Annotated in this window: 18 protein-coding genes; 10 read left to right on the top strand and 8 right to left on the bottom strand. The window is 55.0% G+C overall.

Annotated elements, in window-relative coordinates:
• Nucleotides 1-10: 10 nt before the first annotated feature.
• From B0B12_RS16710 to B0B12_RS20705, 5 genes are all read left to right on the top strand, one after another.
• Nucleotides 11-745 carry an HlyD family secretion protein gene (locus tag B0B12_RS16710; RefSeq protein ID WP_076671162.1) on the top strand — a complete coding sequence of 245 codons (735 nt, stop codon included), beginning with the start codon at nt 11-13 and terminating at the stop codon, nt 743-745.
• Between the two features lie 265 nt (nt 746-1,010).
• The gene (locus B0B12_RS16705; protein WP_076671160.1) at nt 1,011-1,733 is read left to right on the top strand and encodes a LytR/AlgR family response regulator transcription factor; all 723 of its coding nucleotides are present in this window, start codon (nt 1,011-1,013) and stop codon (nt 1,731-1,733) included.
• Between the two features lie 182 nt (nt 1,734-1,915).
• Nucleotides 1,916-5,011: a lantibiotic dehydratase gene (locus B0B12_RS16700; protein ID WP_076671158.1), complete on the top strand. Its 3,096-nt coding sequence runs from the start codon at nt 1,916-1,918 to the stop codon at nt 5,009-5,011.
• The gene (locus B0B12_RS16695; RefSeq protein ID WP_076671156.1) at nt 5,008-6,120 is read left to right on the top strand and encodes a sensor histidine kinase; all 1,113 of its coding nucleotides are present in this window, start codon (nt 5,008-5,010) and stop codon (nt 6,118-6,120) included. Before B0B12_RS16700 ends, B0B12_RS16695 begins: the two co-directional genes overlap by 4 nt.
• A gap of 1,649 nt (nt 6,121-7,769) precedes the next feature.
• The gene (locus tag B0B12_RS20705) at nt 7,770-7,892 is read left to right on the top strand and encodes a hypothetical protein (protein ID WP_280173756.1); all 123 of its coding nucleotides are present in this window, start codon (nt 7,770-7,772) and stop codon (nt 7,890-7,892) included.
• Between the two features lie 173 nt (nt 7,893-8,065).
• Here the strand turns inward: B0B12_RS20705 and B0B12_RS16690 are convergent, their stop codons facing one another.
• The 3 genes from B0B12_RS16690 to B0B12_RS16680 form a co-directional block, all read right to left on the bottom strand.
• Entirely contained in the window at nt 8,066-9,007 is a 942-nt protein-coding gene (locus tag B0B12_RS16690) for a relaxase/mobilization nuclease domain-containing protein (RefSeq protein ID WP_076671154.1), read from the bottom strand.
• Nucleotides 8,982-9,374: a plasmid mobilization protein gene (locus B0B12_RS16685; RefSeq protein WP_076671152.1), complete on the bottom strand. Its 393-nt coding sequence runs from the start codon at nt 9,372-9,374 to the stop codon at nt 8,982-8,984. Before B0B12_RS16685 ends, B0B12_RS16690 begins: the two co-directional genes overlap by 26 nt.
• Before the next feature lie 128 nt (nt 9,375-9,502).
• Complete coding sequence (locus B0B12_RS16680) at nt 9,503-10,435, bottom strand: toprim domain-containing protein (protein WP_076671358.1); 933 nt, start codon at nt 10,433-10,435, stop codon at nt 9,503-9,505.
• 323 nt (nt 10,436-10,758) lie between these two features.
• Between B0B12_RS16680 and B0B12_RS16670 the strand changes: the two genes are divergently transcribed.
• Together B0B12_RS16670 and B0B12_RS16665 are read left to right on the top strand one after the other, a co-directional pair.
• A complete protein-coding gene (locus B0B12_RS16670; protein WP_076671148.1) occupies nt 10,759-11,031 on the top strand; it encodes a helix-turn-helix domain-containing protein in 273 nt (90 codons plus the stop codon).
• Nucleotides 11,028-11,360 (top strand): hypothetical protein, encoded by a 333-nt coding sequence (locus B0B12_RS16665; protein ID WP_076671147.1) that lies wholly within the window; start codon nt 11,028-11,030, stop codon nt 11,358-11,360. The genes B0B12_RS16670 and B0B12_RS16665 overlap by 4 nt, the downstream gene beginning before the upstream one ends.
• Here the strand turns inward: B0B12_RS16665 and B0B12_RS16660 are convergent.
• Together B0B12_RS16660 and B0B12_RS16655 are read right to left on the bottom strand one after the other, a co-directional pair.
• Nucleotides 11,357-12,307 (bottom strand): ArdC family protein, encoded by a 951-nt coding sequence (locus B0B12_RS16660; RefSeq protein ID WP_076671145.1) that lies wholly within the window; start codon nt 12,305-12,307, stop codon nt 11,357-11,359. The two genes, B0B12_RS16665 and B0B12_RS16660, sit on opposite strands and share 4 nt — an antisense overlap.
• A 79-nt stretch (nt 12,308-12,386) precedes the next feature.
• Nucleotides 12,387-12,851 carry a JAB domain-containing protein gene (locus tag B0B12_RS16655; RefSeq protein WP_076671143.1) on the bottom strand — a complete coding sequence of 155 codons (465 nt, stop codon included), beginning with the start codon at nt 12,849-12,851 and terminating at the stop codon, nt 12,387-12,389.
• A 216-nt stretch (nt 12,852-13,067) separates the two neighbouring features.
• Between B0B12_RS16655 and B0B12_RS16650 the strand changes: the two genes are divergently transcribed.
• Nucleotides 13,068-13,655, top strand: coding sequence for a hypothetical protein (locus tag B0B12_RS16650; protein ID WP_076671142.1), 588 nt, complete (start codon nt 13,068-13,070; stop codon nt 13,653-13,655).
• A 207-nt stretch (nt 13,656-13,862) separates the two neighbouring features.
• On the opposite strand, the gene B0B12_RS20505 is transcribed toward B0B12_RS16650, so the two are convergent.
• Both B0B12_RS20505 and B0B12_RS16640 read right to left on the bottom strand, forming a co-directional pair.
• The gene (locus tag B0B12_RS20505; RefSeq protein WP_212564618.1) at nt 13,863-14,090 is read right to left on the bottom strand and encodes a hypothetical protein; all 228 of its coding nucleotides are present in this window, start codon (nt 14,088-14,090) and stop codon (nt 13,863-13,865) included.
• A gap of 114 nt (nt 14,091-14,204) precedes the next feature.
• Entirely contained in the window at nt 14,205-14,684 is a 480-nt protein-coding gene (locus B0B12_RS16640) for a hypothetical protein (protein WP_076671140.1), read from the bottom strand.
• Between the two features lie 259 nt (nt 14,685-14,943).
• Between B0B12_RS16640 and B0B12_RS16630 the strand changes: the two genes are divergently transcribed.
• Complete coding sequence (locus tag B0B12_RS16630) at nt 14,944-15,150, top strand: hypothetical protein (protein WP_076671137.1); 207 nt, start codon at nt 14,944-14,946, stop codon at nt 15,148-15,150.
• A gap of 279 nt (nt 15,151-15,429) precedes the next feature.
• Here the strand turns inward: B0B12_RS16630 and B0B12_RS16625 are convergent, their stop codons facing one another.
• Nucleotides 15,430-16,674, bottom strand: coding sequence for an ROK family transcriptional regulator (locus tag B0B12_RS16625; RefSeq protein WP_244554741.1), 1,245 nt, complete (start codon nt 16,672-16,674; stop codon nt 15,430-15,432).
• 554 nt (nt 16,675-17,228) lie between these two features.
• Here B0B12_RS16625 and B0B12_RS16620 point away from each other — a divergent pair.
• A complete protein-coding gene (locus B0B12_RS16620) occupies nt 17,229-19,082 on the top strand; it encodes a hypothetical protein (protein WP_139337830.1) in 1,854 nt (617 codons plus the stop codon).
• The last annotated feature ends 80 nt before the right edge of the window (nt 19,083-19,162 follow it).

The raw sequence follows: 19,162 nt of genomic DNA, 5'->3' as shown, positions 1-19,162 counted from the left end.
AGAACACACGATGCCACAACACAGCCCCCTAAACGCAGAAGAGCAGAGCCATGAGATGGAGGAGATCATTGGCCGCGTACCGCACTGGATCACCCGCTGGGGAATCACCATCCTGTTCATTGTCTCGGCCATCGGCATATTCATCAGCAACACGATCGCTTTCCCGGACAGCGTGCCGGCCGAGGTGCTGATACAGGCAAAGGAGCAGCCCGGAAAGGTGTCCCTCAAGCGGGAGGATGCCGGGCAGGAATTCATCTTCCTGGTGAAGGACGAAGACTGGGTGCAGCCCGGTGACACCCTGTTCATTCACCGGAATGCTGCCAAAAAACTCGATGAGCCCATCATCACCCCGATGTCGGGCCAGGTGTTCATCTCCAAGGGGATCGATGGGACCAACACACAGGACTACGTGGTCTGGGTCGTGCCCAAGACGACCGATTTTGAGGTCAAGCTATTCTATCCTGTCAAGGGGTCGGGTAATATTCAGCTGGGGCAGGAAGTCGTGATCACCGTGGACAATTACCCGCCCTCGGACTTTGGGTTCCTGACCGGCCGGATAAGCAAGATTCTCCCCGTACCCGTGGACGGGAAAGTACAGGCCTACGTGACGCTCGATCACCGGCGGCTGCGGACGAACCTGGGGCAGGAGCTGCCCATCAAATACCTGATGATCGGAAAGGCGGAAATCGTGCTGGAGAATAGAACCATCGCCGGGAGGATTTTCGGGAATGTCCTGCCCCTTTAGCCAAAAAAACAGGCGCTGTGGCCCGCTTTTGGCAGGCAGGCGTATTTTTACTGTGAAAAGATGGATTTTCTGAGGGATTTTGTACAACTTGAAACAAGAAGCCGGCCGGAGCCGGGGCCCTCGCCCTTCCCAGTGCCGGCTGCCCGTTCGCCTAGCGCGGGCACGGCATGGGGCCTCCGCCAGGCGGGGCTGCCGGAAGGCAGTCCGTCGCTGTCCCCGTATCCTGTAAAACAACCAGCCTTGTGAAGCAAACTTTTTAGGAAACATGAAGTGTATCATAATTGACGATGAGCCCCTGGCGCAGGAGGTAGTTGAAAAGCTCGCCGCGAAAGTGCCTTTTCTCGAAGTGATCAAGAAGGCCGGCAATGCGATTGAGGGGCTGCAGGCGATCGAGGACTTAAAGCCTGACCTGGTGTTCATGGATATCCAGATGCCGACGATGAGCGGCCTGGAGCTGATCAAAATTCTCGAAAACCACAAGCCGCAGATCATCCTGACCACGGCTTCCCCCGACCATGCCCTGGAAGGCTTTGAGCTGGACGTGGCCGGCTACTTGTTAAAGCCCATCTCGTTCGAACGCTTCCTCAAGGCGGTGAACAAAGTACACAAGCTCGTCAGCGGAAACCAGCCCGCCCGCAGGCAGGAGGTGGAAGGGCAGCCCTCCGCCTCTCATTTCTGGGCCAAGGTGAATGGCAAACTGCTGCACATCAAGTTCGAAGACGTCCTGTTGGTCAAAGGGATGAAAGACTATGTGCAGATCTACCTCAAGGACCGCAAGATCATCACCTACCTGACCATGAAGCGTATCCTCGAGATTCTACCGCCACAGGACTTTACCAGGGTGAGCCGCTCCTACATTGTGCGCACCTCCTCCATCAAGGGCATTGACGGCAACGTGTTGGAGACAACGGTGGCCGATGAGGAGATCATCATCGGGTCCACTTACCGGGAGAGTATCAAGAACGAGGCGAACAAGTGGCTGAAATAGGCCTTCCGGCCAAAAACCACTGCCCGGCACAGGGCCTGTTAACCAGCAGGCAGCCTGTGAGGGCCGGGGTTTCTTCTTTGATGCGCCGGGTATGCCAAGCCACGTTCTTGTGCTGCCTTGTCAGTCTTTACTTATTTTGACAACCAGACCTGCCTGGTCCCAGCGCCTTTCCCTAATTAGCTATGGCAACAATCGACCATTTCGGGCATTTCATTGTCCGCAGTCCACTTTTCCCTTATGACGGCATCCACCCTGCCGCAGCACACAGCCTGGATGAATGGCTGGATGCGCAGCTGGAGAACGACCTTTTCCTGGAGGCTGTATTCTGGTCCTCCCCGGTTCTCTACGAGCAGACCGTCAAAATGCTGCAAGGAGACAACCGCCAGCGAGAGCGTGTCCGAATCAGCCTCAAAAAATACCTGATCCGGGCCTCCAGCCGTTGCACGCCCTTCGGTCTGTTTGCCGGTTGCAGCCTGGGTACGATCACCGGGTGGCGGGGTGAGCCGGTGCTGGCCGCTGCTGCCGGCTCCCTGCGCAAGGCGATCCGGATGGACATGCACCTGCTGTTCACCCTGAGCAGTCTCATCAGCCGCGACCCTGCCCTTGTTCCCCTGCTGTCATACCATCCGAACAACTCCCTCTACCAGGTGGGGGACACCTACCGCTACGTCGAATACGAACTGGAGCAGGGGGTGCGCAGCTACCGGCTCTCCTCGGTGGAAAGGGAAGAGCTGCTGGCGCGGATTTTTGCCGCTGCAGCGGGCGGCGCCCGGTTTCAGGAGGTAGTGGCGCTGATCGATCTGGAGGCTCTCCAAGAAGAGAAGGAACAGTTTGTCCGTGAGCTCATGGAGGCCCAGCTGCTGGTGAGCGAACTGGAGCTGGCGGTGACGGACCCGGACCCGCTCGGCTCGCTGATCCGAAAACTCCAAACGCTGGCAGCGAAGGTATGCCAGCCCCGGCTGACGCTTTACCTGGAGGTGCTGACAGGCTTTGAGGGGGCGATCGCCCGGTTGAATGAACGCAGCGACAGAGCCCGACGGGAGGAAATGGTTGCGCTGTTCAAGGAAGGATTGAAACAGTTGGGGCTGGAGGACTACAGGAGCAGTTTTTTTCAATTAGACCTCTACAAAGAGACCCCCACGCCGGACAGGCTCCCAGGGGAAACCCTGTCGGCCGTGCTAAAGGGGATCGAGGTACTGAGTCGTTTCACGGCAACCCAGACAAAGCAGGAGCGACAGCTCGCGGCCTTCAAGCGTGCCTTTGTGGAGAAATACGAGTCAGAGGAGGTTCCGCTGGCGGAGGTAATCGACTCGGAGACAGGCATCAGTTTCCCGGTGCTGGGCAGCATTGGCAACATCTCCGACGCCGCGCTGGCGGACGCTTACCCGGAGGGCAACCGCACCGAACAGGTGACGGAACCCTGGCATGCCTTTTTGCAGGGACGTTACGAACGGGCCGTGCGGTTGGGAGAAACAGAGATCGTGCTGCAGGACGGGGAGATTGCCGGTTTTGCCCCAAAGACAGGACAGCTGCCGCAGACCTTTGCCGCTATGTTTTCCCTGGTAGCACCCGGGACCGGGCAGCAGGTTTTCCTGCAGACGGTAGGTGGCGCCACGGCCAACAGCCTCCTGGGGAGGTTCTACCACCTGGATGAGGGGATGTACAGGCTCGGGCGGGAGATAGCCGAAAAGGAGCAGGCCCTCTGCCCTGACCAAATCCTGGCTGAAGTGCTGCACCTGCCTGAGGCGCGGGTCGGTAACGTCCTGCAGCGGCCGGTGCTGCGCGCGTATGAGATCCCCTACCTGTCTGCCGCCTCTGTGCCGGGCGAGCGTCAGCTGCCCGTAGCAGACCTGCTGGTACGCGTTGAGGGGGACCGGATCGTGCTTCGTTCCAAACGGCTCGGAAAGCAAGTACGGCCACGCCTGTCGACTGCCCATAACTATGCGCAGCGGTCCTTGCCGCTGTACCATTTTCTCTGTGCCATGCAGCACGAGGGCAAAACCGCGTTGGGGGTGGACTGGGGGAGCTGGGCGTCTGGCCTGACGTTCTTGCCCAGGCTCACGTACCGCAATGTGATCCTGGCGCCAGCTACCTGGAAGTTCTCGGCCGCCGACACGCGGCAGCTCCTGGAAAGTGGGCTCGCTGCGGAGCCATTGGCGGCTTTCTGGAAGCAGTGGAACCTGCCCCCGACTGTTGCCATCACCCGGGGGGACCACCAACTGCTGATCCACATCCACCGCCCGGAATACCGTGAAATCCTGCTGCAGGAGCTCAAAGATCAAAAATCCCTGCACCTGACGGAATGGTTGCACGTGGGGGATGTCGCAGCCCCTGGCAGTTTCCTGCACCAGGTTGTCCTGCCGCTCTATCAGCCGGCCCCCCGGGCTTCCGGCCCGCCGCCGGTGTATGGCGAGGACGCCCGGGCCCTCCGGCGGACTTTCTTTCCTGGCGACGAATGGCTCTATGTGAAAATCTACTGCGGGGCCCACGTGGCGGACACTGTCCTGGCAGAGGCGGTAAAGCCCGTGGTGGAACGGCTGGAAGCCGCAGGGGAGATCAGCCAGTACTTTTTTATCCGGTATACCGATCCGCACTGCCATCTTAGGCTGCGCATGCAGCTGGGGAAGGGGGAGGGGCGCTTTGCCTGGGCCCTCGGCGAGCTGAATGCCGCACTGGCCGCTTTCACGGCGCAGCGGTTGGTGTGGAAAGTGCAGCTCGATACCTACGTACGGGAAGTGGAGCGCTACAGCCCCCGGTACATGTTGTCCTCAGAACGCCTCTTTTACCATGACTCCGCCCTGTTCCTGGCCGCCGCCGGGCAACTGGAGCTGGACGGGGAGGGGGACCGCCGGCTGCTGTATGCAATGCGCAACGTGGCGAGCTGGCTGGATACCTTCCAGTTGGACCTGGCAGAGCGCCTGGATTTTATCCGGGGAGCGTGCGCTGCATTGGGCAAGGAGTTTAAGCCGGACCTGCGGGTGACACTGGATCAGCAATACAGGGCGCTACGGCACAAAGTGACGGCCCCGGAGGAGCACGACGCGCTCGAGGGGTTGCTGGCGCTGCGAAGCCGCCGGATAGCGGACGAACTGGGGCATGACATCGCCGGCAAGGATGCCGCGCTTTTCAGGAACCTGGGCAGCTACATCCACATGAGCATAAACCGGTGGTTTAAGACAGATCAGCGGCTGCAGGAATATGTCGTTTATTATTTTTTACAGAAACACTACACGGAAAAACGCAAGCGGGCTGCTGTCCTGCAGGAGGAAGATAGATGAAACTAAAGGTGCAAGATTTTTATACCGACAATGCCACAAGCAGATTTTCCCTCCACGCGCTGCTGTGGCTGGGCATGTGCTGTTTTCTCCTGTTACTGTTCAAACTTCCCCTGCAAGGGGATTTACTAGACCCGGCGTTTATTCTTTTTGTGGTGGCGATGGTGGCGACCGTTGCCTTCAACCACTATGCGACCATCTACGGGCTGGTTCGGTTCGTGCAACGAAGGAACTGGGGCATGGTGGCCCTGCTGCTGCTGGGGCTCTATATTTTTTCTGCTCTATCCTCTATTCTCTACATTGCGCTCCTGTCGGACCTTTTCCCTGGCAATGGGATCTTTCAGACCCTGACCAACCGGTATGTGCTCCAGGGAATCGCTGACCTTTTTACGCTGACCACCTTCACCTGGGTGATGTCCTTTGTCTTCCCTTTTTGCATGTTCACCTTGTTTATCAAGTTTTACAAATCAAACCAGGACGCCTCCCGGAGGAACCTGTATTTACAAAAAGTCAACTCGGAACTGGAGTTGAATTTTTTGCGATCACAAATCAACCCCCACTTCTTTTTCAATACCCTGAACAGCCTCTATTCCCTCGTTTTTGACAACGAGCGTGCCGCCAAGATTGTGCTGGATCTTTCGGACATCATGCGGTTTTCCCTCTATGAGGCGAAAGGAGAGCGTATCTCGCTTGAAAGAGAAATCAAATTTCTGAGCGACTACATCGGACTGGAGGCCTTGCGCCATGACAGCCGGGTACAGATTGCCTACGAATTTGATGTGAACGGCCACGAGCAGCAGGAGCTCCCCCCGCTGTTGTTGGTGAATTTTATAGAGAATGCCTTCAAACACGGGATTCACAACACCATCGAACGGGCCTGGGTGAAGGTAAGCCTGCAATGCCAAGACGGGATCCTGGTTTTTAAGGTCAGTAACAGCAGACCAACGCGTGAGACTGTGGGAGAAAAGGCTAACTCCGGCATCGGCCTCGAAAATGTGAAGCGGCGGCTTAACATTCTGTATCCTGAACGCCATGAATTGGTGATCCGGGAGGAGGCATCTTCATTTCACGTCATGCTGACCTTCCAGCTGCATGAAACGGGCATGGGGTAAGACCCGCCTCCTAGGGCCTGTACGCCGGGTGCCGTCACTGAATCGCTCCCTCCAGCCCACACCCCCTGCGCTTCTGGGGAGATGGTGGCTGTCGGTATCTAAGGTGCTTTACAGGTCCAGACAACCCTGTCAGCTTTTTCGCAGGGTCCTGCCGTGTCGCCCTCACAGCAGCAACGGCCTTCCCTTTCACGCACCAGTTCTGCAAATGGCCACCCGGTGGGCCAGGGAGACTGTGCGTGGCACCTTCCCAGTTTTATCCGTTTGTAGTCTTCTGAAGTGGTGGCCGGGTCGAGCGTGGCATGGCCGGCTGTGTGATAGCATACGCTGGGACCATGTGAGCGAGCGGCCACACCGGCCTGCTGGCAGCGGCTGTTTTCAGAATGTCGACTGAATTATAAGGTTTATCTAATACAAACGTGACTATGTCTAAATTAGAAAGATTTTATATATATATATGTTTATATTTGATAAAATCTAAAACAAAGTCACATGAAAAAAGGAAAACTACAACTTAAGAAACAGGTCGTTCTGACCTTGACAACGCAGGCGGTAAAGGGTAACAGAATGGAGAATGTATTCACAACCGCTATATGTACGGTCTTGACAACCGCAACAGAAACCAGTCTCTAGTGAAGCTGTGGCTGTGCCGCCACATTTACTGAATGGGAAGTGAGGCCCGGTTCCAAAAGCCCTTCGCCAGAAATTGCGCCTCCTTCCATTTCAGTTACCTATCCATTTCAGGGGCTTTTCAATCCCTGTCATCGTAGCCAGCATCCTGTCTCTTTCCGAAAGAAGCCCATTCCATCCCCTGTGTGGTTCCTAAACGCGGCGTATTTGGCATCTCGCTACCTATACCTGGTTGCCTCTTCTGAGGCTTCTGGATGGCTTCCTTCGTACTCGACGTATAAAAAGCACCTCAGCGTTCATTCAAAGGCTTCAGTGTGGGGACGTCTCGAACCATTCCCCCAATGGTTTGGCTGCTGTAGGCATTATCTTAGATCCGGAAATGAAAAGAGTTAGTTTCCCTGCTATCGGAAGCAAACCCACTCTTGATCAGACCAAAAGTGAAAGCCCGGAATCACTGTTTACTGCCCGCCCCTGCGGGTTGTGCTCTCATGTGAGACGGGCGCTCGCTGTCCTTGGGATGCAGCTTCGGTGAAATTTTATCCGAACAGACGCTTTCCCCTAACCAACACGTTATTCTGATTTTGCCTCCCTTTTCGGAATGAAAAAAATCCTGCCATCGCCCCTCATGTTGCTACTGAGCACAGTGTCTTTTTCACAAACGCTTAGGCTCTATGCAGATGGGTACAAAGGGTATGATAAGAACGGGGCAGAATCAGAGCTTTTTACCACGGAGGTAAGAGATCAGGCTTTATATTCTGGATTCAGCGCAAATAGTTGGGATCATCGACAAGCGGAACGTCAAGTACGACATCCTGGAAGTGCATGACGCGGAGGACGAGAAACATTATGCCCTTGAAAAAGATGAAACCGGCTGGGCGTATGAATTCAGGTATAATCAGAAACCGAATGAATTCACGATTTGGCGTAAAAGATCAAACGCTGCTGCGCTTCACCAATGTAGAAGCGTCTGCCTACTAGCTGCCCATTGAGGTGTTGATGATCCTGTTGTTCCCTGATACGTCATGACTTGGGGCTTACCGGAAATGACGCCAGGAGAGGGCCCTTGGTATCACATGCTGTTCAGTTGGATAAACGAAGTAGCGGTTGAGGCCGTAGGCGCCTACTGCTGGGAGCGCTGGCCGTAAGCAGGAGGAGCGTGTGTTATAACCTTATAAATTTAATCCTGCCCGAGCGACTTACCAGTTCCGCTCTTATGCTTAAACAGGAGTAGATAACCCATCTCCCTGCCTCAGGCCACGGTGCTCCTCAAAACCAACAACTATCATTTTACAGCGTCTTTCTTCCAGTCCCTGTAGTGTCAAAGGTGTTTCCTTTTTCTTTTCCTGCGTTTTTTCTTTCGGTAGGGGTAGTCTGTTAGGTGGGCAGGTGCTGTCAGCGCTGTCTCAGGAGCAAGCAGGTGTTCTACCAGGGAGCCGATTTCACCGTTTATCCCTGCAGCAAGGCCCGGCACCGACTGGTTCAGCGAACTGTCCTGCAGGGAGGCAAAGGCAGGCTTAACCTGTGGCGGGGTGATCCGCTGCTGCGCCAGTTGCCTGTTGATCGCCCCGTAGCTCAGGCTTCGGTCCAAGGCAGAGCCTTTAAAGTTCAGATTGCCCATGCGGAAGCTGACGCCCTGCACCTGTGCTGTGCCCCTTTTGTATTTGTAGTCGATGGTGATGCCCTTGTCCTGCAGGAGTCGTTCCAACTCCTGCCAGCTGCGGGCCTGCTGCAGCGCCAGCTTGATCGCGTCATGCAGGACGTACCGGGTTTTATCAGCTCCTTGGAGCCGGTGCCTGTTCACCTGTGCCTTGCCCGGCGCCAGGTAATAGCCGTGGCGGAGGGTGAGCTCCCGGCACACCTGCACGTTCCGCTGCCGCTGGAATTTGTCCGGGATCGTTTTGCCTTCATAATTGACCCTGTTGTAAACGATGTGCAGGTGGGGGTGTGCTTTGTCCCGGTGCCGGACAACCAGGTACTGCGTGCCGGTGATCTGCATCTTTGCCAGGTACTCCCTGGCCCGCTCTGCCATCACCCGGTCACTGAGTAAGGCCTTGTCGTGCACGCTCCAGCTCAGGACAAGGTGTCCCACGGCCTTCTCCAGTTCCGGGTTTAATCTGCGCTGCAGGTTGAAATCGGCTACCATAGCCTGTACCGAGTCGGTGCGGAGGCCCTCCGCGTCCAGCACCACGGTCCCGGGCTTCTGCATGACGTAGCGCACGCAGCCCGCAAAGCACTTACCGGTCATCACTTTTCCGATCATTTCTTCCCAGTTGATACAGTATGTGATGGAGCTGGTCAAGCACCTTCCGGCAGATGCCCTGTAAGGGGAGCAGCCCCTCCCGGTGCGCCAGCCGGGTCAGCTGGTTGAGGTTGTTGGCTACACCCGAGAGCGTGCGCAGGGAAGCCAGCTCCTCGGGGCGGAGGCGGGCCACGACAACAGCCCGCTTGGCCGAGGCCCGGAACCAGGCCGAGAGACTCAGGCCCGCCTGCCGGGCCTTGCCCGTGATGAGCAGCCGCTCAGCCTCCGTGAGCCGCACGACCAGCGTGTAGTCCCGCCTCACCTGTTTGCGGGGCCGACCGCCTTTCTTCACTGTCTGCTTTGGCCGCTGTGTGGGAGGTGTTTCCATGCTATTGTTTTGTTAGGTGAAAAAGAATTCCCCGCTGCGACCACCGGGAGCTGCGGGCCGGGAAAAAGTTATTGTATGACAAAAACACAAACTTGCTCCCTACGCTTAAGGCCCTTCGCGGGCAGCGCTTAGCTGTGGCGAAGTCCCAGGCGGAGCTGCCTGGCCGTCCCACCCCGGGCGACCAGGTAGGCATTCACGTCCTGATGCCCCCGGTAGAAGGAGGAGCAATCACGGGCACTCCCGTAGGTGTGCTGGAGCCGTGCTGTGACGCGGCGTCCCGCCTGATCCTGGTCGAGGAAAAGGAGCACCTGCCGGTGCTGCGCCAGCACCTCCTGGCTTTTGGCCAGCTGGGATAGCGAGTTCAGGACCAGGAAGCTGGCCCTGCGCACCAGGCGGGGCCGGAGCTGAAGCAGGGAAAGAAAGTCCATGAACCCTTCCAGCAGGCAGAGGGTGCTGCTGCCACGGTCGAGGAAGGTGATGTCTTTGGGAGAAGAGGAACCTTTGAACCAGCTGTTGCGCAGCTCATAGCCCCCGGAGCGGTTCTTAAACCCAATCGCCTGGTAGGGCCGTCCCCTGACCAGGAAGCGGGCCTCACAGCAGTAAGGGCTTGCCGTGTCAAGGGGAATGCCACGCTGCCCGAGGTAGGAGGCAAGCGGGCTGCCTGCCTCCAAGGGCTTGGTCTCCAGTACCCGGAGGCCGGACGGAACGGGTTGCCCCATTTTTGGGCTCTCGCTGGGGAGGGGCTGTGGCGGGGAAAGCCGGGCTGCCGTGCCATCGCTGATGGAAGGCAGCACAGGCCCGGAGAGCAATTGGATGAGCTCCCGGATGGAGGCGCCCGGGAGCAGGCGCACGGCCAGGTCGAAGAGCTTGCCGCCCTCGCCTGCGCCATGGTCGTACCAGCGGTTCAGGCGCGTGCTGACTTTGAAGGAGGGCGTACGTTCGGGTGCGCGGATGGGGGAGGTGTACCACCAGTCCTCCTTCCGTTTGTAGGCAGGCTGTATGCCCTGGCCGGCCAGAAAATCGGTGATGGCGACCGCACTGTTAAGCTGCTGGATGTTCATAGTTCTGCTGGGCTGCAAGTGTGAAATAAGCTGGTGCGCCGTCTTCCCGGGGAGCCGGGCTGCCGGCAATGGCGCCCGGCCCAAAGGGGTGACGCTTTTCAAAAATGGGGAGGTATATGGTGTTTTTTTCACAAGGCACTACACAGGTGGGTAAAGTTTTACAGGCCCTCCTCCGGGTACCCGTTCTGCCGGGGGAGGCAGAGAGGGGGAGGGGTTGCCACGTCCTGCTGGCAGCAGGAAAGTTTTTCCCTAGTGGGGGTATGCTTGTGAAGGAAGGAAATACGGGGGGCGGATATTGACCCTGCAAACAAAACGATTCGCTTATGCCAGTAGAAATCATTACCAAAGAAGACCTGTTCGCCTTCCACCGGCAGCTGCTGGAGGACTTGTCCCGGCTGATCGGGAAGGAGCAGGCCAAAGCACCGGCCAAAGTACTCAAGTCCGCCGAGGTGCGGCGCCTGCTCCAGGTCTCTCCTTCCACCCTGCAAAAACTGCGGGTGGAAGGCACGCTGCCCTTCAGTAAGATTGGCGGAACGCACTATTACCGCCTGGAGGACATCAACCGGTTGCTGCAGGGGAAAGGAGGGCGCCCATGAAGCTGCCACTGCTCCTGACATCCTTTTTCGCGAAAGCCGCGCGGGACCCGCGCCTGCACCGGTCGCACCTGTGCCTCTACATGGCCTTGCTGGCCCAGCGGCGTGAAGCCTACTTTCGCGCGCAGCGCAAAGAGTTGATGCGCTGCGCGCGCATCGGCTCCCGCGTCACCTACCACCGTTGCATGCGGGAACTGGCCCGGTGGGGGTACATTCACTACCTGCCCTCCTACGATCCCGGTGCCAAAAGCCAGGTGTACATCATTCCTCCGGGAACAGAAAAGAAGAAGGGGGGCGGCCTGGTCGCGCCAGGTCGCCCCGCTCCTGCCTAGACCTGGGCAGCCCGGGTGAGCTCGGAGGTTGGCAGCCTTTCCGCTTCGGCATTCAGCGCCAGCAGGTAGCTGGCTGCTTTGAAAGCCCTGGTGCCGGCGTAGAGGAGCAACGTCTTGTCCTCCCGGAGGCAGCTGATCCAGCCCTGCAGGTAAGCCACTGTGTTCTGGAAGACAGCCTCCCGGATACCGGTATAGGCGCAGAGGAAGCTGGCGCCCATCTCGGCGATGAGCTCCTCTTTGCTGTAGGCCTCGTCTCCGAAGCGGGCGGGTGCCGCTTCCCGGGTGAAACGATTCAGTCTGGTGGCATGGCCCGTAGCGTGGATCAGTTCGTGGAAGAGCGTGGCGTAGTAGGAGGCGGAAGAGTGAAAGCGCCCGGGTTCGGGTAGCTGCACCGTGTCCGTGGCCGGGGCATACCAGGCCGCTGCACCACCATGCAGGATCCGCGGGCGCGGGGAGGGGAAGCCGTCCACCACGTCTTGGCAGGCCTCGATAAGTTGCTGGCCGGAACGCTCCGGGATCTCAGGCAGGCGGAAGTCGACGCCCTCCACCTGGTCGATGTTGAAGACGGTCCAGAAGAAAGGGACGCATTTCTTGCCCTCTTTCTCCCGATGCCCGACCTCCTGATCTTTCGGATGCGTGATTTGTTTTCCATCATAAATTTTCCAGTAGACGATGGGAGTGCCCTGCTCACCCTTCCGGACCCGGCCGCCCAGTGCCTGCGCCTGCTTGAATGTGACAAAGTAAGGCGCTGTATAGTGACATCTCGCTGTGACATAGTTCAGGTAGAAGGCGTTGAAGCCCCCGTAGGGGCGGCCGGAACCGTAGTTTTTGGGGAGCCCGTACGAACTCCAGGGTTTTTGCCAGAGAACCTGGCCCTGCTCGAGTTGCTGCATGATTTCGTTAGTCACCTGCCCGGCAAGCTGGTTGAATTTCTGATAGGCGTTCATAAGATTGAATTTTAAGTGATGAAAACTGCTAGAAGGGAGGCAGGGACCGTGAATGGTCCCTGCAAAAGAAAGAAGGGCTTTACAGGAGCCCTTCGTCTGCCAGGGAATAGTATCCCTCGCTGGAGAGGATGAGGTGGTCGAGGACGGCGATGTCCAGTAGCTCCCCTCCTCGTTTCATTTTCTGGGTCAGCTGCAGGTCGGCCGCGCTGGGGGTCAGGTTGCCCGAGGGGTGGTTATGCGAGAGGATGATTCCCGAAGCGCAGGCTTTTAGGGCGGCCGCGAAGATGAGTTTGGGGTCGGCGACGGTGCCGGCCACGCCACCCGTGGAGACCTCGTAGATACCCAGCACCCGGTTGGCCCTGCTCAAGAGTAGCACTTTGAACTGCTCGACGAATTCCATTTTGCCCGTGTCCCAGCTGGTTTTGAGCACTTGGTAGCTGTCATTGGAGCAAGTGACTTGGGGTCTTTCGGAGGGTTTTACTTTGTTGCGGTAGGTGAGCTTGATCTCGGCTACTCTGGCGAAGGTGTTGACGGTCTTTTCCATAATCTTGCTGTTTTAAGTGTGAGGAAATGGATTATGGTGCCCCACTCGCCTTCGGAGCCGGACTAAAGGCAAGGTGGAGGCCAAGAAAATGCGGTGGGTCCGCCGCAGGTGGATACCCATTTTGTTGGCACGACCTTGTCCCTGTGTCCGGGCCGCAAGGCTACCTTTGCGCCGAATCAAGTGACGTTGGTCTTTGGCTTTGGGATAGGCTTAACAATGGGAACTGCAGGAAGCCTTAACCGTTCTTTCGCTTGGAATCACGAGATAAAAGCGGAGCCGTCTACAGCAGCGGCGAAGGAAAGCCTGCTTCAGCAGTTGAGCGCTGCACCAGATGCAGCAACCTACCTGTCGTTTCGCATGCTGCATGAGCTGGAAGTGGACGTGACAAGAAGCAAAGGAGGGAGAAGTAACATGAATTACCACCATTTTCACAGGGTGCACGTGACAGACGAGGCGCCGCGCTCGGCAGAGGGTAAGGCCGTGGATTATTTTTTCTCTGTAAACTTTGACCTGGGAACAGCTTGCCTGACAAATCAGCATGCCCTGTGGGTAAAGAATGCGGGACCGCTGCACTGCAAATACAAGGTGGTCCATGCCTACGGCCAGAACGCCTTCAGTGTACTGAGCAACGTAATGCAGGAACTGGAAGCGCTTGTCAGGTATTTTTCTTTCGAGGAAGTCTACCGAAGCGCCAAAGACGACAACCGCACAAAAGCCCTTTTGCACTTACTGGATGATGTAGCCAATCAGCAGTACAGAGGGTATTTGTCGCACACCTCCGAGATGATGGTGCTCAAAAAGTAAGCAGGCGGCTGATCCATCGATTCGAATGCACAAGCAAAGGGGATCGATGAGCACTAAAAAGCTGCTCCATTTTGGTGGAGCAGCTTTTTTGATCGTACTCGCCTGTAGATGAATTAACGAAATTTATTCAGCGTGACGTAGAGTTACTAGCAGCCCTCACTACACTACCCTCAATGGCGAGGGGGTAGAGCTTCCGATCGATACCTTTTAAATCAGGCCTCTTAACTTTTTGTAAAAGCCATCACTGTAGGTATCGCTGATGGGGATGATCTGATCGGCGATTCTGATCCTGTTCTTCTCGAGGTGGTCTGTCTTGTTGCGGGTTGCCAACCTGTGGATGCGGTGGCCTACCTTCAGGAAGAGGTTTTGAGAAAAGCCAGCACATATGAAAAAGCGCCAGCCACGTTTGCAGTAGCTAGCGCCTGGTATTGTCATGAGTCTCAAAGATGCGAATTTCGGACCAGTTAAGGGGGCATTTGAGGGTACGGAGCAGCTTGGCCTGTGTTTCGTTAAGCCTTCTTCCTATACGCTGATAGTGAAGCGCGCAAGCTATAATTTGGGTCCTCGGCCTCGTTTCAATCTTGGTTCAGCCTGGATCTCCTTGATATCACTCAGGTCTCTGGCCCTGCCAACTGCCTCCTTATTTTGGACAAACTCACGAAGGCCAATATAGGCTACCTCCAGCCCTTCTAGCTCCACCATCTCTCGGTTACCGTAAGCTTCCTGGAAAGTGACACCGTCAATGGTGTTGAGGATGTAGATTCGCAGCGGAGGGTAGCCGATCTGGGTGACGTAGCCTTCTTTTAGGAAATCCTGCTTCTCAAAGCCGAGGGAGGCAAGTCCGAAATCTTTTAGCACTTGCAGCATACGTTGTGCATTCTCCTCTGAGACCTTTATCCAGATATCCAAATCGCCCGTGTGACGCGGTCTTCCATGGAAAGCAAGCGCGTAGCCCCCGACCACCAGGTATTCCACGGCATGCTTGTTCAGCAGACCGATAAACTCCTCGAAATCCCTAGCTAATGTCATGGGAAATCTTTCTTTTGGTCACAGCACTTTTGTCCATCCTCTGCCCTGGCTTGAGAAACTGGGAGATGATGAAGGTGACTGCTTCCATTCGCTCTCTTGGGGAACGGTTGAGCCAGTAGAGCAGGTCCTCTCGCTCGTCAAGTTCTTTTACATGACCTTTTCGTACGACAGCTTGTATGCGCATAATATCCAGTTAACTGTCTCAAGACAGATTAAGATTTACCCTGTACAAATATACTAAATTTATCAGACTCTAGTTGTGACGCAAGACAGGGAGGTGGTGTTACCGCCACAGTTTAGAAGCCTGGATGGCGAGGGGTTGGAGCTTCCTACGGTTTTGGCAATCCGCCAAAGGAGCTGCCTGCTCTCCGATGTAGCGGTTCACATGCAACCTGTAGGTGTAGAGTACCTGGCAGGAGAAGAGAAGTGTAATTTTAAACCGATGGGGGCGGATGCGTCGGCCTAAGGCTGCGATGGTGCGCAGACAGGGCCGGGCGGAGCAACACTTGCTTCTGGAGAGCGACCACCTGCTAGGGGCGTGCACTGCGGCTTAAACAGGGGCTTGATGAGTTATTCTGCAGACAACCACGTAATGGCCAAACTGCCCTGAGCGGCCTTGGAGGTGTTTTACTTGAACCGCGGGATGTGGCAGGATTACACCTTGTGCCCTTTCCAATCCTGATACCACTGTAAAGCGGCGTTTAGTATCGAGCGACTATATGTCTGACTAAACGCCGCAGGCTTATTATTGTATGAATAATATTTTATCTCTTGCCAGGAGACAGGCCCCCATGACGCCTGCTTTTCTGCCGAGACTGGACATCCTGAGTTCCGTATCCGTGCTGACAAGGCTTAAGGAATACTTATTGATCGCGGCTTTGATTGGAAGCCTGATATAGGCATCTGTTTCAGCCAATGCTCCACCCAAAATGATTAATTCAGGATTAAACAGGTTCATGATGGCTGCGATTCCGCGTCCTATTTTTTCACCTGCCTCGGAGATGATCTCGATAGCCAGCATGTCGTCGTTCAGAGCGGCTTGAATGATATGCTGGAGGTTGATTTTGGCTACATCACTGACCGTGTGGGTGACGATGCTCGTGGCTCCCTGTTGCAGCCTTGCCTGAAATTGTTTGGTGATCGCAATACCGGAGGCTTCCGTTTCCAAACAACCCTTCTTGCCACAATGGCAGATGATATCATTCGCCAGCAGCGGGATGTGCCCAAACTCCCCTGCGAAGCCTGATTTCCCATAATACAGTTTCCCGTCTATCATGATGCCCATTCCAATGCCTTCATCTATGTTGACGAAGAGAACACTTTTTTCTGATGTCACGACACCACTATAAAATTCACCGAAAGCCATGCCGCGGGTATCATTTTCGAGGTAGGTATGGATACCTATCTTATCTCTGATGATCTCACTGAGTGGTTCCTGATGTAAATGGAAGAAGCTGTAGCTATAGCCGGTTTTATGGTTCACTCTGCCGGAGATATTGACACATGCGGCCAGAATTTTATCCCTGGGGACTGTAGTCGAGTTGATGAACTCCTCGATTTTAGTGCACAGTTGATCAAGTGACTCATTTGAATTCTCCAGGTGAAAGGGGATGTCCAGTTCTATTTTCAGAAGCTTTTCGGAGAAGTCCATCAACCCGATGTTAATGGATTCTCTTTTAACCTCCACCCCAATAAAATGAGCCGAAGAGGCTTCCAAGCCATAGATGTTAGGCTTTCTGCCAACCCCTGCATTGCTTTTCCCATAATCACGGACCAGGCCCTCAGCCATGAGCTCTGTGATGAGCTCATTGATTTTGGGGGTGCTGACATTGAGTTGCCTGCCCAAATCAGCTAAGGTAGCGTTTCCCCGAGTGGATAGGATTTCCAACACTTGTTTTTTCAACAAGGTGTTTTTATAAGAAACGCCACTCTTCTCATCCTGCTGCAATTCCTGTATAAGCGTCCCCATTAACCCTTTTCTATATGACATTCCTTTAAACTTCTATACAATGGTAAATATATACAGCAAACACAGTTTGCTGTCGATTCATAACATAAAGATAACACGGAAATGTATTTAAATAAATTTCACTACTATATTTTTGTTTAAAAATTAATTTAAATACAAAACATCAATTATTAAAATATATTAAAAATGATTTGGAATATATAAAATTAATTTTCTAATTTATCCATCATTAACGCGAAGATATGCATTCAAAATTTACACTGATCCTATTATTGCTGTTAATCGCCGGTTATAAGCAAGCCTCAGGAAGTGGAGGCAGCTTAAAAGATCCACAGTTGATTGTGTCAGCTTCGGCGGACAATGATATTGTGAAGCTGCTGTTTAAAAATCAGATTGATTTTCAGAGAGTGGAGAGTGCAGATGATGCGATAGAGAGTGCCAGAAAGCATGATGCTGTCCTCCTGCTGGCAGATTCCTATCCTGCTAACCGTGTCCTTTTAAGTAAAAAATCCTTTGACAGGATTAAAAAGAAAAAATTAAAGGTGTACCTGGAGTACCCTGCCACCCTTCCTGGTATGGAACTGCCTCCAGAGACCAGGCGCATAAAGTTAGAGAGAGGAGTCGTCAATACCTCTAAGATCTCCGGCCTGGATTCGCTCGAGCTGCTGGGGGTAAACGACCATCAGTTTATACCCTTGCAGGCAGCGGGAAGCCCGCTTATCGTGTTGGGGAAAGTAGCGGGATATGACAAGGCTGATTATGGCTTGCAGGATGTAGAGGCTTTCCCGCTGTTATTCAGGCACCAGGGGATGATAGTAAGCCCGACAAAGCTGAGTGATGCCATCACCTCCCGGTTTGGGCCAGCAGCCTCCTGGTCCAGGGTATGGGATTACATCTTGAGGGATTTGCTTGCAACAGATGCAATCGCCCTGCAGCATTGGCCCCAGGAAGTCAGGCCTTCCTACGCAAAAGAACAGGCGCTTCCGGCGAACGCCTATGAACAATCCATTCTGAAAGGTTCAGATTGGTTTTACAAGGCACGCCTGTTCATCCATCCGGACTGGCAGGAGCAGTTTGAGCAGCGAACTTCGAAAAATGGGATCGAGGTGGTGCACCCTCCGGTAGGACCGGATCAGCCTGTTGGTGATGGGAGTTTAGGCATATTAGAGGGGCACGCCTCTTTCATTCAGGCAGACGGGTCCCAGCCTTACCGTTGGTGGCTTCGGGCAGACTGTCAGGCGGAAGTGGCCTTTGCACTAAGTTCTGCGGCGCACCTGCTGGAGAGGGACGAGCACAAGGAGACAGCAAAAAACTTATTGCATCACCTCTATAAAGACTCGAACCTGCGGGCCGGAGAGCGGAATGATCCCCAGAGTCCATCTTACGGGTTGATAGGCTGGGCCACCACAGATCCCGACGCCTATTACGGGGATGACAATGCGCGGGCGCTCTTGGCAACCATCGGCGCATCGGCCAACCTCGGCACCAGTGACTGGGATGCCTACATACTAGAGGGGATCTTGGGGAATTTCAGAACGGCCGGCACAAATGGTTTCAGGGGGCCCTGGTTCAGAGACGCAGCCATGCAGAAGACGGACTGGCAGACCCTGGGCAATCGTGAAATCGTAAACGTCCATCCTCATTATGAATCCTGGCTATGGGCTTGCTACCTCTGGCTTTATGATAAGACGGGGTATGCACCGCTGCTGCAGAAGGCCAAGGATGCCATTGCCATCACCATGAACCGTCACCCGGACTGGAAGTGGACAAACGGGATCCAGCAGGAATACGCACGAATGCTGCTGCCCTTGGCCTGGCTTGTACGCGTGGAGGATTCCCCGACGCATCGGCAATGGCTCGCGCTGGTGGCAGACAAGCTACTGGAGGACTTGCAGGAGAGTGGTGCCATCCGGGAGAAGCTGGGGAAAGAGGGACTGGGAAGATACGGCCGCATCGCATCCAATGAAGAATATGGCTCTAAGGAGGCCCCGTTGATATCAGAATATGGCGATCCGGCCACTGACCTGCTCTATACCTTAAATTTTGCCTCATTTGCCCTGAATGAAGCTGCTGCCGCCACAAACAACCCTTCCTATAGAGCCGCCTCCAATCGGATCACTGATTTTCTGGTGCGGATCCAGGTGAGCAGTCCTGTGCATGAGGATTTAGACGGGGCCTGGTTCAGGGCATTCGATTACGAGCGCTGGGATTACTGGGCCTCCAATGCGGACTCGGGTTGGGGACCCTGGGGCACCCTGACCGGGTGGACGCAGAGCTGGATTATCAACAGCCTTATCCTGACGAAAGAAAAACAAAATTTTTGGGATAATACCAACGCCCGCTACAAAGGCAATGATCAGTTCAGGCAAATGGCAAAGGAGAAAATAAACGCCATGCTCAAGCAAGGGCAACCAGTAGGGAAGCAATAGTTTCCTCATGACAGCATCAAATTCACTATCCATAGCAATCAAGCATAACCATTAATCCTAATGTCTACACTTTACACCTC

The organism is Pontibacter indicus (genome assembly GCF_900156345.1).
GTDB lineage: Bacteria > Bacteroidota > Bacteroidia > Cytophagales > Hymenobacteraceae > Pontibacter > Pontibacter indicus.
The sequence above is the reverse complement of the archived record's forward strand: the minus strand, read 5'-3'. Positions and strand labels throughout refer to the sequence as shown.